We start from the raw sequence: 14,660 nt of genomic DNA on the forward strand, positions 1-14,660 counted from the left end.
TCATGATATTTCTGTAAGCCATGTTCTGTACCGTTGTACTCATATCGTACACTAGTTGTACTGGTACGTCGGTGGTAACCATCTGTCTACATATCTTTATATTTCGAATAAAGACGTCTCGTTTATACGTTGAATTCCGCTAAACAAGTGCTCCTACCAAATTTGGATTGCTCACTCGAGGGGTTTACCGCGTTCCACCCTTCTTATTTCTAAGAAGGCTACGTCACTGTGGCACTTTCAAACTACTTTAACCGTATCATTAGACTTAGGTTATTTCGTTGCCGTCAAATTAATGCCTTGATTTATTGTTTCATCAAGCACGAACACTACAATCATCTCAGATTGTGTGAGCATGGACTTTCCTCTATATTGCTATAGCGATTACCCAAAATATCACTTTTGCGATTATATCATAATTATCTATACTATTACAGATATTTTTGTAGATTGACTATTGTTTAGTGAAAATGACGCTACACAATAGTTATCTATTATTACATTCATTAAATCTAAAGACGCTTACATTACTTTCCAAATACAGCTTTTTCTAAGTTAGAAATTCGTTTTAAAATATCAACATTATTGTTTGATGAATTAGCGTTGTTTGAAGAAAATGATTTATTGTCAGAAGGTCTTGATGTTGCCACTCTTAGTCTTAATTCTTCAACTTCTTTTTTTAGTTTGTTATTTTCTTCAGACAATTTTACAACTTCATTATTCATATCAGCCATTTTTTGATAGTCTGTAATGATATCATCTAGGAAAGCATCTACTTCCTCACGACGATAACCACGGGCCATAGTTTTTTCGAAATCTTTTTCATAGATATCTTTTGCTGAAAGCTTTAAAGAAACATCTGCCATTTTTTCCACCTCATTCGAAACTTTGATCTTGCTCCCACTGCATGTCATTAATAAAATCAGTGAGTTCATCAAATGCCACAATATCACAAGTATAGTTTGTTTTATCTATAAAATCAACTAACATCCTTTTAAAGAATTTCGGGCTTCCTTCTTGCTCATCATCATATATAAGTAAAGACATATCAGAGTGATCTAGCATAAATTGATCTGTTTGTTTGAACTGATACGGCCCCTCATATTCTGAATGATGAACACTTTCCATAAAATCAGCTTCTTGCGCAATCTTATTATACTTCATTTGATTTTGTTCATTCCACTTCGACGTATGTCCGTAAAACGGTGTTATAATGCCTAATTTCAATTCTGGATAATCAGAACGTAAATCGATAACAACCTCAGCAGTCCATAATTCAATGCCAAGTTGACCTTGTATGAGGACCCATTCAAGGCCTTCATCAATATATTGTACTAATTTGTGCTTGAGAAATGCTTTTAAATAATAGACTTCATGTGCATCATCTTTAAATATATTTAACTCAAATGATTTATATCCTGTAACATACACAGTTTTCATTTGTGCGACATCACCCTTCAATAGTTTGATAAATATATTTTAAATCGTAATTGACTGCTTTTACCTTTTCAGTGAACAACTTTTTACTCGTTCTATGAAAATGGCAGTCGACAGATAATTCTTTATAAGACTTGATAAGTAAATCAAATTTGTTGGCGTTCATATAACTTAGTTGAATAATCTGTGATTTTAATTTGATTAGGCTTTCTAATTTAGCATCTATCATTTGTGTGTATGGATAAACCACATTGTAAAAATCATAATCATTTTGTGAAACTTTCACGTTATTAAAGCGTTCTTCAATTGTTTCTAGTTCATTGAGTAAGTCATTTATTGTTTTTGTATCCATGAAGACGCCCTCCTTATATCCAATTTAATTTATCATAATTTAAACCGACCGTCATTTAATTGATAGCTTCATTAATAGGATAAATACATTGAAATATTGTTTTACCAGATAAATAACGTTAAAATGAAGAAGATTAATAATGAAGTCACTTATGAGTATAAGTGCTTATTTGTTTATGCTTCATTATTATCTATCCTAGTTTGAAATTACAATCCGTAATCACTTAAGGATTAGTTGGTATTAGTGTTACATATCCACTATTAAATGTATTCAAACTTGTGTGGTGAATCTAATGAATTACCCTAATGGCAAACCTTTTAAGGGAAATACGACTAAGGTCGGAAGAAATGGCAAATCGAATTCTAGTAATATAGAATATGGTGGCCGTGGTATGACTCTTGAAAAAGATATTGAACGTTCTAACGATTATTATTTAAACCATGGCAAAGCGGTTATACATAAAAAGCCGACACCGGTTCAAATCGTTAATGTTCATTATCCGAAACGAAGTAAAGCAGTTATTAATGAAGCTTACTTTCGTACACCTTCAACTACGGATTATAATGGCGTGTATAATGGTCATTATATTGATTTTGAAGCAAAGGAGACTAAGAATAAAACTTCTTTTCCTTTGAATAACATTCATGATCATCAAGTAGAACATATGAAAAAAGCATTTCTTCAAAAAGGAATTGTATTTTTAATTATAAGATTTAAAATACTTGATGAAGTATATCTATTGCCATTTTCCAAATTCCAAAAATTTTGGGAAAGATATAAAAATGAAATAAAAAAATCAATAACAGTTGAAGAAATAAGAAAAAATAGTTACTATATTCCTTATCAGTATCAACCAAGATTAAATTACCTCAATGCAGTTGATAAGTTGATATTAGATGAAAGTGAGGACCGCGTATGACGGAAAATAAAGGATCTTCTCAACCTAAAAATGGTAAAAATGGGAAGTCCAAAGCAAAAAAGAATAAGAATGTGAAAAGAACGATTATTAAGATTATTGGCTTTTTATTAATCGCCTTTATCGTTTTAGTTCTACTAGGCATTTTATTATTTGCGTACTATGCATGGAAAGCACCTGCATTTACCGAATCTAAATTACAAGATCCTAAACCGGCAGAAATTTACGACAAAAATGGTGACTTGGTTAAAAAATTAGATAATGGCGCAAGACGAGAACATGTTGAATTAAAAGATGTTCCTAAAAATATGAGAAATGCCGTGCTAGCAACTGAAGATAATCGATTCTATGAACATGGTGCAATTGACTATAAACGTTTATTTGGTGCTATTGGTAAAAACTTAACTGGTGGATTTGGTTCACAAGGTGCATCTACCTTAACGCAACAAGTAGTTAAGCGAGCATTTCTAAGTGAAGAGAAATCTATCGGACGTAAAGCCCAAGAAGCTTACCTATCTTATCGTCTAGAGCAAGAGTACAGTAAAGATGAAATTTTTGAAATGTACTTAAATAAAATTTATTACTCAGACGGTGTATACGGTGTTAAAGCTGCAGCTAAATATTACTTCGATAAAGATTTGAAAGATTTAAATCTTGCTGAAGAAGCATATTTAGCAGGTTTACCACAGGTGCCTAACCTTTATAACATTTACGATAATCCTAAACAGGCAGAAAATCGTAAGAACACTGTACTTTACTTAATGCATTATCATAATAGAATTTCTGATAAAGAATATAATGATGCTAAGAAAATTAACTTAAAAGCTAATTTAGTTGATCGTACAGCTAAGGAACGTCAAATTGGCACAGATGATTCTGATTCAGAATACGATTCATATGTAAACTTTGTTAAATCTGAATTGATGAACAACAAAGAATTCAAGGATAAAAACTTGGCTGATGTTCTTCAAAGTGGAATCAAAATTTACACTAATATGGATAAAGATGTTCAACAAACATTACAAAATCGTATAGATAATGGTAATTACTACAAAAATGATGACCAACGAGTTGGTTCAACAATTCTTGATAGTAAAACGGGTGGTCTAGTTGCAATCTCTGGAGGACGTAACTTCAAAGACGTTGTAGATAATAATGCTGCAACAGATGCACACTTAACTGGTTCATCATTGAAACCATTCTTATCTTATGGTCCAGCAATCGAAAATATGCAATGGGCTACAAATCATGCAATTCAAGATGAATCTAGTTATTCAATTGATGGCGGTACATTCCAAAACTATGATGGAAGTGGTCATGGAACTGTAACTGCGTATGATGCATTAAGACAAAGTTTCAATATCCCAGCACTTAAAACTTGGCAACAAGTGAATGCACAAGCTGGTGACAATGCAGTTAAGAAATTTGCATCCAAAGTTGGATTAGATTATCAAAGTGATATTGGTCCTTCTGAAGTACTTGGTGGTGGCGCTTCTGAGTTCTCACCTACTCAATTAGCATCTGCATTCGCAGCAATTGCTAATGGTGGTACTTATAATAATGCGCATTCGATTCAGAAAGTTGTAACAGCTGACGATGATACAATTGAGTTTGATCATACGAGTCATAAAGCGATGGAAGACTACACAGCTTACATGTTAGCTGAAATGCTCACAGGTACATTTAAAGCCTATGGTTCAGCTTATGGACACGGCGTTTCAGGCGTTACAATGGGTGCTAAAACTGGTACAAGTACTTATGGTACGGAAATTAACCAGCAATATAACCTACCTGATAACGCTGCGAAAGACGTTTGGATTAATGGCTTTACACCTAAATATACGATGTCTATCTGGATGGGCTTCAGTGAAATTAAAGAAGGTGGCGTTAACTCATTCTTAGGTCACACAGAACAAGAATATCCACAATTCTTATATGAAGATGTGATGTCAGACATATCTTCTAGTAATGATGGTGACTTTGAAAAACCAGATTCAGTTAACGGTTCTAGTCCTGATAATTTATCAGTTAGTGGTCATCCTGATAACAACACGACTAATCGTGAAGTAAACGGAAGCAGTGGCTCAAGTACATCAACTAACGCTAACAGTTCAAATAGTAGTAATAGTAACAATAGTAGTAACACTAATTCAGGAAATACGAATAACAATTCATCAACACAAAGTTCAAATAGTTTCGGAAGTACCCTTTCAAATATTTTTAATTTAAATAGTATTTTCGACTTTAAAAAAGCTTCATAGTGTTTTTGAAGTGTTAAATATTTAAATGAAAGACTGGGACATCATTCCTAGTAAAATAGCCAGTAAATGAGTTTTGATAAATTCATTTACTGGCTTGTTTATTTATAATAATTAGTATTGTTGGAGTGCTTGCCCAACTTATTTTGCTTGTAAAATTTCTTAATGAAATGCTTTTTGTTGAGGCCCGGCCGCAAGAATGACTAGAACTGAGACGCGTTTATTTTAAGGGCCTTTAAAAAAAGCGTATTGCAAGAAATTGAGAACATTAAATTATGACCATATTTTATGACCTATATCTTAAAATAACGTCTCAATCTCAACGGCTATTATCTTAACTTTAGTCCAAACGCTTCCTTCTAATTTGATACGAAGCATTCATTTTAATTAACTCACTTTTTAGCGTCTTCATTTGACTATAGCCCATAAAATGATACTTTCTAGCTAACATATACTGATAGCGTTCCTCAAAGTTCATAGGTACCACTGGATATTGATCTAATAATTTGAAATCAATCGTCTCAATTTCATTTATCTCTTTAAAGAATTGAATGATTAAGTCAAAATATTTATCAATAAACTTTTTAGCTTCATTTGAATTTAATCTGCGCTGATTAGCAAATTCATCAAGTTGTTCTTCAATTTCTATAAAATCCTGTTTATTAATCATTTAATCAAGCTTTCTAAATTATTATTTTGTTTGTGCTTTCATACGTTTTTGCCCTTCTCTACAATCATCTAGTAAAGGACAAATGTCACACTTAGGCTTTCTAGCTAAGCAATGATAACGACCAAAGAAAATAAGTTGGTGATGACTTTTACTCCATCTTTCCCTAGGAATAATACTGCATAATCGCTCTTCCACTTGGGTAACATTATCTTTCCATCTATTGATACCAAGTCGCTTAGAAACACGCTCAACATGTGTATCAACTGCTAATGAAGGTTCGTCAAATGCTACGCTCATTACAACATTTGCTGTTTTACGTCCAACACCCGCTAAACTTTCTAACGCTTTATGCGTATTAGGAATGTCACCATTAAATTGGTCGATAAGTGACTGACATAGCTTTTGAATGTTTTTAGCTTTATTACGATACAAACCAATGGAACGTATGTCATTTTGCAATTCTTCGATATCAACGTTTAAATAATCTTGAGGCGTTTTATATTTCTGAAAAAGTGTACGCGTGACCTTATTCACTAAGTTGTCTGTACACTGTGCAGATAATAATACCGCAATCGTTAATTCAAAAGCATTATCATGTTTAAGTTCACATTCTGCATCTGGAAACATTTCAGCTATGACATCAATCATTTCAAGTGCTTTCTTTTTACTTATCATCTAATTTCTCCCCATTTAACCAATCAAACTTTGGTATATGTTTAACCGTATGTGTCATAGTTGGTTTGTTAAATTGTTCTCTAACTTTCTTAGATTCTTCAGTCGTTGTTACGTTGTTCTTTTTCCAGTTCAATAAAATACGGTCAACATATTTAAAGCTAAGCTTATCATGGCTATATGCTTCATCTAATGCAGCTCGTATTAAAGCAAAATCATGTTGGTCTACATCAATCCATTGATTAAGCGTTTCGATTTCATAAGGAGAAATAGGTCTAGCGAACAAAGTTTCAATGTATTGAAACAAATCTTTGAAATCTTGCTGCGTTTGATTCGTTTTTTGATTTGTTTGTTCCTGAGATAAAATAGTACTTAATTTCTCAAAAAAGCCATCCAAATCCATATATTCAGTAAATTTACCTTCTTCATCCTTTTTCACTTGAAGTTGTAACAAATCTTTTTGAATTAAATGTTGAATAATACTAGTAATTTCCCTTGGCTCCATGTTAGACCCTAATTTTAATTCATCGACGGATGGTTGCTTATTTGATGATTCAGAGGCATAAATCAATTTAATTAAAATGATTAAATCTTTTTCAGTTAGTCCTAATTCACTATAATGATCAAATAATTCTCTTCTAATGACGACAGGACGTTTTTTAAGTTGAAATTTATTCAAATTGATATTCCTCCCTCTTTAAAGTTGAAAAAGCGGGAGTGGGACAGAATTCTTTTTAAATTCGTCGTCCCACCCCCGCAAGGATGACTAGAACTGAAAAAAGCTTGATTTAAGCGCATTTTCAGTTCAGTCAGCTACTGCGAATTTGCAAAATAGCACCATCATATTATTATGTCCCAGGCTCTAGTAAATAACTGTGTATGAAAAGTAATCATAAAACCTATGGATATAAACGATTTAATAATCGTGGGAATGGTGCAGTTTCTCTTACGTGTTCTACACCTGAAATCCAAGCAACTGTTCTTTCTAAGCCCAATCCAAATCCACTATGTGGCACACTACCATAACGACGTAAATCTAAATAATAATTGTAACTTTCTGCGTCCAATTGATGTTCATCAATACGTTGTTCTAATAATTCTAAGTCATTAATACGTTCAGAACCGCCGATGATTTCACCATAACCCTCTGGTGCAATTAAATCAGCACAGAGTACAGTGTCTTCATTATCTGGATTTGGTTGCATATAGAATGGCTTAATTTTAGTTGGATAATTTGTAATAAATACAGGTAAATCATAATGATTTGCAATTGCAGTTTCATGTGGTGCACCAAAATCTTCGCCCCACTCGATATCATCGAAACCTTCTTCTTTTAAGAATTTAATTGCGTCATCATATGAAATTCTTGGGAAAGGTGTTGATACTTTTTCAAGTTTACTTGTATCTCTATCCAATGCTTTAAGGTCTAATTGACAATTTTTAAGTACAGATTGAACGACATGTGTAACGTATTGTTCTTGTACTTCTAAACTTTCAGCATGATTAGTAAATGCCATTTCTGGTTCAATCATCCAAAATTCAATTAAATGGCGTCTTGTTTTAGATTTCTCTGCTCTAAAAGTTGGACCAAATGAGAATACGCGACCATGAGCCATTGCAGCTGCTTCCATATATAATTGGCCACTTTGAGAGAGGAAAGCATCTTCATCAAAGTATTTCGTATGGAATAGTTCACTTGTTCCCTCTGGCGCACTTGCAGTTAAAATTGGTGGATCAATCTTAGTAAATCCATTCTCATTGAAGAATTCATATGTTGCTCTAATAATTTCATTTCTAATTTTCATAACAGCATGTTGTTTTTTAGAACGTAACCATAAATGACGGTGATCCATTAAAAATTCAGTACCGTGATTTTTAGGTGTAATTGGATAATCATGTGCTTCGTGTATAACTTCGATTGATTTCACTTGCATTTCATATCCTAAATCTGAGCGGTTATCTTCAGTAATAACTCCAGTCACATAAAGTGATGATTCTTGTGTGATTTCTTTTGCAAGTTGGAAAGTTTCTTCATCCACTTCTGATTTAACTACCACGCCTTGCATAAAGCCACTACCATCACGTAATTGTAAAAAGGCAATCTTGCCACTTGAACGTTTATTCGTTAACCAAGCACCAATAGTCACTTCTTGGTTAAGGTGTTGTTTAGCTTGTTTAATCGTTGTTTTCATAACCAATCTCCTAATTGTCATTCTATATAGTCAATACTTATTTATTTTAACAAAATAAATTGTGAAGTTCTAGCATGTGACGATGTTGTTTCATCGTTGAATCGTATAAATTATTGTTTCTTATCAATATTTTGCTGGATTTTTTTAATGAGTTTACCAAACTGTTTGATATCCCCTTTTTTCTGTTTATAATTTTCTAGCGTTTGAGCAAAAAAGTTCTTATAGTTACTGCTAATTAAACGGTCATCAAATGAAACAATAAGTCCTTGATCATCCTCATTTCGAATTAATCGACCGAGTCCCTGTCTAAAACGTGTAACTGCATCAGGTAATACATAGTCTTTAAAGGTGGACTCAAACTCTGAATCCATGAGCCAATGTTTTGTATTATATTTATTCATAAATGGTAGTTTGGCAATCATGACACATTTAATTCCATTTGATTGATAATCAAAGCCTTCAAAAAAGGTAGACGTACCAAGCAATATCGTTTTATCGAAACTATTAAATTGTTGAACGATTTTATAATTTTGATTTTGCTGTTGTGTGAGCACAACATAGTCCTCAAATGCGGGTAGTTCATTTAATAACTCTTGAACCATATGCATCATGCGATAACTTGTAAATAGTACTAAACATTTCGACTGCGTGATTGTGACATATTCCTGTATATAATCGACAATAGATGCTACATAATCATCGATATTTTTGAAGTTATAAGCACTTACATCGCTAGGAATATACACATTTGTATTCATACGATTTGATAATGTCGAAGGAACTTGATAAGTGTTAAATTGCACATCCTCTTTGAACCAATTTTTGAAGGCATCGAACTTATGATTAAAAGTTAACGTCCCTGAAATAAAGGTTAATGAGTTAAATTTATCTAAGACGCGTGTTGTAAGTATATCTCGGACAGCGTAATCTTTAACAATTAATTTAATTGTTGATTTCTGAGTCAAATTTCTAATAGATAAATAAGCTGTATGATGATCTTTAAGGCTTTGTTCTATGTTTCGATAAGTATCGTTAATATATAGCAATTGTTTACGTAAAGTCTTAATCGTTTTATGCGTCATGCCATTAAATATTTCTAATGTTTTATTTATTTTATCAACAATTAAATGTAAATCTTTAAGTATCTGTGTTGAATCAAATTCAAATACATAATGGTGTCGATGAATGTCATCATCGTGAACGTCCGAATTTTGAATTATTTCAAATATATGATTGAATAAACGCTCATTTAAATCATGTATTTCTGAGATGTTCATCTTCAGTCCAAATACATCAATTGGTGCAATATCTAAACGTTCTAATATACGTTGTTGTTCAAGATGATCGATTGCTTTCAACAATTTTTCATTTTCATTCTTCCCTATTAAGCCAAGTTGATATTTTAAATCTGAGTAATCAAGTTCATTTGTAACTTGATTTAATGCATAATCAGGCAAACGATGGGCCTCATCAATGATACAATCATCGAACAGTTGGTAAATTGAGTTCTCTTGATCTGAATGTATAAGATGCGCATGATTAGTGATACCGATTTGGATGTGTTGTGCATTTCGTTTGATGTAATTGTAATAATGAATATCATGTCTAACGGGCACATAGGTTTCAACTTTTTGGTCAAAATACATTTTTTGACCACCTTTTAGATTTAAATCTTGAATATCCCCTGTTTCAGTTTCGATAATCCATGTCAATAATTGCATTTTTAAAATATTAACTTCATAGTTAGTAGTTTCATCTTTTAATATTTGACTAATTAGACCAAGTGAAATATATTCTGTTTTACTTTTAATAAGTGTTGCATTAATTTTAAAGTTTAGCGCTTGATTTAAACTAGGTATGTCTTTTAATAAAAGCTGATTCTGCAATAATTTAGTATTTGTTGAAATCATGACATGACGTCCTGTTTCAATATTATACATTAGCGCTGCTAATAGATATGCTAATGACTTCCCACTACCTAAAGGTGCTTCTATCATTGCTTTATCGTTGTGCATCAATTGTTCTAATATAATTTCAGATAAATATAATTGTTGAGGACGATATGTAAGATTGAGTGCTTTAACTGCATCACGATACAGATCTTTAAGTGATCCATTAAATTGAGTTTTTGGTGCTTTTAAATCCACTTGCTTTTTATAAATAATTTGTTCAAATTGTCCAAGCGTATTATCTAAAGGTATTGATGGATGCTGACGAACCATTTCAAACAAGATATTATATAAATCGTATTTTAAATTTTTACTTAAATAATAGAGTTGTTTTAACGTATCTATTGGAAGTTGTTCGAATTTTTGAAAGGCTTTAATCATTAATAATGCAGTTGTTGTAGCATCCTCATCAGCTCTATGTGCATTATCTAAAGGGATATCATGAGACTCCGCTAATTCACTAAGTTGATAACTTTTATCTGTTGGATAAGCAATTTTAAATAACTCTAATGTATCGATGACTTTTTTAGGTTCGAAATGTATATTACAGTTTTTAAAAGCCTTCTTAATAAAATTCAAGTCAAAATCTACGTTATGCGCCACAAATACACAATCTTTTAGTTGTTGATAAATATCTTTTGCGATTTCATGAAAATAAGGGGCTTGTTCTAACATTGTATCTTCAATTGAGGTCAATGCTTGGATGAATGGTGGAATTTCCAAATCAGTACGAATCATAGAATGATAAGTCCCAGATATTTTATTATTACTTACAAAGGTTATACCAATTTGTATAATTTCATCATAATCAAGTTGATTGCCAGTTGTTTCTAAGTCGACAACTGCATAACTTGTGTGTCCCATAACTAACTCTCCTTATCTTCTTGTCATACGCTTTATATATCTATATCCGCACTAATAAGGCGTCTAACTTCATTATTCTCATCTTTTACAATTAAGAAACCATCACGGTCAATATCAATCGCTTCACCAATAAATTGTGTATTATTCTCAGTGAAACGTAATTGGCGTTGCCAAATATTAGAAGCTTGAATATACTCATTTCTAATTTCTGCAAATGGCTGAGTTAAAAATTGAGTATAACGTTTTTCAATTGATGAAATGAGCGCTTCTAAAAATGTATATCGATTGATTTTAGTATCACTATGTAAACCGACACTTGTCGCGCTATGTTTAATCTCATCTGAGAAATCACTATCTTCATGGTTTAAATTGATGCCAATACCACAAATGATGGCGTCAATTGAATCATAATTTGCTATCATTTCAGTCAAAAAACCGCATACTTTTTTGTCAGCGATATAAACATCATTCGGCCATTTAATTTCTACTTTGTCATTTGTAAATGACTGTATAGCATCTCTAATTCCTAAAGCAGCAAACAAATTGAATTTTGGAATCATTGAAAAAGGTACATTAGGACGTAATACTAATGACATCCATAAACCTTTACCTTTTGAAGATGCCCAATTACGATTAAATCGCCCACGTCCTTGTGTTTGTTCATCACTTAAAATAATCATTGATGCACTATTGCCAACTAATTCTTGCTTAGCAATCGTTTGAGTTGACGCAACACTCTCGAATACCTTTATTTCTGAGGCTAATTGCGAATCTTTTAAAATATAAGCTACGATACCTTGATACCAACAATCTGGTAGTTCATTTAATTGATGGCCTTTATGATTGATGGAGTCTATTTTACACCCATCTTTTTTAAGTTGATCGATGACTTTTTTTACAGCTGCTCTAGAAATATTTAATTGATCAGCAATATATTGTCCTGAAATATATTCAGATTGATGCTTATATAGTATACGAATAACGTCTTGACTATATTTTGACATTCTCTTTCACCCACTTCAATAATTCATCTTTAGAATTTGAAACTTTATGTGTAACAACTTCACTTTCGATTTGTCGTAACACCTCTTTTAACCAAGGACCACTTTTTTTAGGCACAACTTTGAGTATATCGCCACCATTGATATTAAGCGCTTTACGACTTTCAATTGGTAATTGATGATTAATTTCTTTAATCGATTGATAATTGAAGATTAGAGGTGACGCTACTTTAATATTATTTTCTTTAAGTAAAGGAATGATGTCAATGATGTCCAAAATATTACTTGCGCCATAATCATAAACAAATAACTGTAATTGATTTTTAGTTGAGATTTTTGGCATCTCTAATAATAGTTTATGATATTGATTTATTTTAGCTTTCTCTTTATTGCTTATTTTCAAGCTTGAAAGCGGCGTGTCTGATTGCTCAATGGTCTTTAAGATTGCTAGCCATAATTCAAAGCTTATCGGTGCATTAATCCTTGTTGCTTTCATATCTAGATCTTTAAAAAATGGAACATAATTAAAGAAGTTCAATGTCAATAAAGTTGTGTAGCTTTCACTAACATTTTGACCTTGTATTAATTTTTTAAGTTCTACAACGATACGTTCTATAGATAAAAATTCGATATCTGCAATATGATGTTGCATTGCCTCAAACGTATGATGTGAGATCGTGAAATTTAATTGTGATTGAAAGCGTACGCCTCTCAAAATGCGTAAAGCATCTTCATCGAAACGCTCGTGTGGTGTACCAACGGTAGTTATAATCTGTTGCTGTAATGCCGTTTGACCATCAAAATAGTCATAAATTTTAAAATCTTTATCCATAGCAATAGCATTAATTGTAAAGTCACGACGTTGTAAATCTTCTTTTAAATCACGTACAAAATACACTTCATTAGGTCTGCGATGATCAACATAATCTGATTCAGCTCTGAAAGTTGTCACTTCGTAATTCGTTCCTTCGTACACGACATTAATCGTTCCGTGCTCTTTTCCAATTGGGATTGTTTTATCAAATATCGATTCTATTTCATCTGGTGTTGCGCTGGTTGTAATATCGATATCATGGATGGGTCTATCCATTAAATAATCACGCACAGACCCTCCGACGAAGTATGCTTCAAAGCCATGGTGTTCTATTTTTTCTAAAATAGGTTTTGCTTGAGTAAATAGTTTTGTTCCCATACTAATCCTCTTTTTGATTTAACATTTTTCTATAGTAGTGTTCGTATTGATCTGTAATTAATTCTGAACCAAATCGTTCTTCTATGTCATTTAACATAGCAGTTTGCATGTGTTGGTATAAATCAGGGTTAGTAAGAAGTTGTATGGCATAATCACTTGCGCTAGTACTATCACCAATATCTACGATATAACCTGTCTCATTATGCTTGATAACCTCTTTTATACCACCTGCATTAGAACCGATAGGCACAACACCTGTTTTCATTGCTTCTAGTAATGTCAATCCAAAGCTCTCTTTTTCACTTAATAGAAGCACTAAATCAGACATTTGATAGAATTCACTCACTTGATCTTGTTTGCCTAAAAATAACACATCATTTTCGATATCTAATTGACGTGCTAACTTTCGCATATCTAATAATTCTGGACCGTCTCCTAATAAAATGAGTTTACTTGGTATATGATGATGAACTTTCGCAAACGTTTCTAAAATAGTATCAATACGTTTTACTTTTCTGAAATTAGATACGTGAATCAGTACCTTTTCATTTGGTTTGATGCCATAGACTTCTTTAAGTTTTTCATCATGACGTGTTGGAAATTCATTTTCACGAACAAAATTATAAATAGGGATAATTTCTTTCTCAGTTTCAATGATGGACTTTGTTTGACGTGCTAATGAATGACTCACGCTTGTAACAATATCACTTTGCTCAATTCCGAATTTGATAGCACCTTTAAGTGAGTGATCGTAACCTAATACGGTAATATCAGTGCCGTGTAACGTCGTCATTATTTTAATATCTTTACCAGACATTTGACGTGCTAAAATGCCACAAACAGCATGAGGCACGGCATAGTGCATGTGCAATACATCTAAATCATATTCTTTTATCACTTCAGAAATTTTAGTACTCAAAGTGATATCATATGGAGGATATTGAAAGACGGCATACTGATTTACTTCAACTTGATGAAACGTAATATTAGGTAAAGGTTTGCGAATTCTAAAAGGAATATTCGACGTTATAAAATGTACTTCATGACCTCTCTCAGCCATTTTAATGCCTAACTCAGTAGCGATGATACCAGAACCGCCCATTGATGGATAACATGTAATACCTATTTTCATGTTACACTATCCTCCTTTTTAAAAATGA

General features: G+C 32.4%; 13 protein-coding genes and 1 other RNA gene. 2 read left to right on the top strand and 12 right to left on the bottom strand.

Translation table 11 applies throughout. From position 1 onward, the window contains the following. Positions 1–9 precede the first annotated feature (9 nt). The 4 genes from rnpB to AK212_RS04400 form a co-directional block, all read right to left on the bottom strand. Positions 10–393, bottom strand: an RNA gene (gene rnpB / locus AK212_RS12935) — RNase P RNA component class B. 131 nt (positions 394–524) lie between these two features. Further along, entirely contained in the window at positions 525–863 is a 339-nt protein-coding gene (gpsB, locus tag AK212_RS04390) for a cell division regulator GpsB (protein ID WP_053029416.1), read from the bottom strand. Positions 864–873: 10 nt separating this feature from the next. Further along, entirely contained in the window at positions 874–1,437 is a 564-nt protein-coding gene (locus AK212_RS04395; protein WP_053029417.1) for an SLOG family protein, read from the bottom strand. 10 nt (positions 1,438–1,447) lie between these two features. Next, complete coding sequence (locus tag AK212_RS04400) at positions 1,448–1,786, bottom strand: DUF1798 family protein (RefSeq protein ID WP_053029418.1); 339 nt, start codon at positions 1,784–1,786, stop codon at positions 1,448–1,450. Between the two features lie 292 nt (positions 1,787–2,078). On the opposite strand from AK212_RS04400, the gene recU reads away from it, so the two are divergent. Together recU and AK212_RS04410 are read left to right on the top strand one after the other, a co-directional pair. Beyond that, the gene (gene recU, locus AK212_RS04405; RefSeq protein WP_053029419.1) at positions 2,079–2,705 is read left to right on the top strand and encodes a Holliday junction resolvase RecU; all 627 of its coding nucleotides are present in this window, start codon (positions 2,079–2,081) and stop codon (positions 2,703–2,705) included. Further along, positions 2,702–4,963, top strand: coding sequence for a transglycosylase domain-containing protein (locus AK212_RS04410; RefSeq protein ID WP_053029420.1), 2,262 nt, complete (start codon positions 2,702–2,704; stop codon positions 4,961–4,963). The genes recU and AK212_RS04410 overlap by 4 nt, the downstream gene beginning before the upstream one ends. 337 nt (positions 4,964–5,300) lie before the next feature. Here AK212_RS04410 and AK212_RS04415 read toward each other — a convergent pair whose 3' ends face one another. From AK212_RS04415 to bshA, 8 genes are all read right to left on the bottom strand, one after another. Then, the gene (locus AK212_RS04415; RefSeq protein ID WP_053029421.1) at positions 5,301–5,630 is read right to left on the bottom strand and encodes a YpoC family protein; all 330 of its coding nucleotides are present in this window, start codon (positions 5,628–5,630) and stop codon (positions 5,301–5,303) included. A 21-nt stretch (positions 5,631–5,651) separates the two neighbouring features. Further along, the gene (nth, locus tag AK212_RS04420; RefSeq protein WP_053029422.1) at positions 5,652–6,305 is read right to left on the bottom strand and encodes an endonuclease III; all 654 of its coding nucleotides are present in this window, start codon (positions 6,303–6,305) and stop codon (positions 5,652–5,654) included. Next, on the bottom strand, positions 6,295–6,981 hold the full coding sequence (locus tag AK212_RS04425; protein WP_053029423.1) for a DnaD domain-containing protein: 687 nt from the start codon (positions 6,979–6,981) through the stop codon (positions 6,295–6,297). Before AK212_RS04425 ends, nth begins: the two co-directional genes overlap by 11 nt. Positions 6,982–7,201: 220 nt before the next feature. Further along, the gene (gene asnS / locus AK212_RS04430; RefSeq protein ID WP_053029424.1) at positions 7,202–8,494 is read right to left on the bottom strand and encodes an asparagine--tRNA ligase; all 1,293 of its coding nucleotides are present in this window, start codon (positions 8,492–8,494) and stop codon (positions 7,202–7,204) included. Between the two features lie 110 nt (positions 8,495–8,604). Then, positions 8,605–11,307, bottom strand: a complete 2,703-nt coding sequence (locus AK212_RS04435) for a helicase C-terminal domain-containing protein (RefSeq protein WP_053029425.1) — start codon at positions 11,305–11,307, stop codon at positions 8,605–8,607. 32 nt (positions 11,308–11,339) lie between these two features. Further along, entirely contained in the window at positions 11,340–12,311 is a 972-nt protein-coding gene (locus AK212_RS04440) for a biotin--[acetyl-CoA-carboxylase] ligase (protein WP_053029426.1), read from the bottom strand. Next, complete coding sequence (locus AK212_RS04445; RefSeq protein ID WP_053029427.1) at positions 12,298–13,500, bottom strand: CCA tRNA nucleotidyltransferase; 1,203 nt, start codon at positions 13,498–13,500, stop codon at positions 12,298–12,300. The genes AK212_RS04440 and AK212_RS04445 overlap by 14 nt, the downstream gene beginning before the upstream one ends. A gap of 1 nt (position 13,501) precedes the next feature. Next, a complete protein-coding gene (gene bshA / locus AK212_RS04450) occupies positions 13,502–14,632 on the bottom strand; it encodes an N-acetyl-alpha-D-glucosaminyl L-malate synthase BshA (protein WP_053029428.1) in 1,131 nt (376 codons plus the stop codon). Positions 14,633–14,660: the final 28 nt, after the last annotated feature.

This window comes from Staphylococcus borealis (genome assembly GCF_001224225.1).
GTDB lineage: Bacteria > Bacillota > Bacilli > Staphylococcales > Staphylococcaceae > Staphylococcus > Staphylococcus borealis.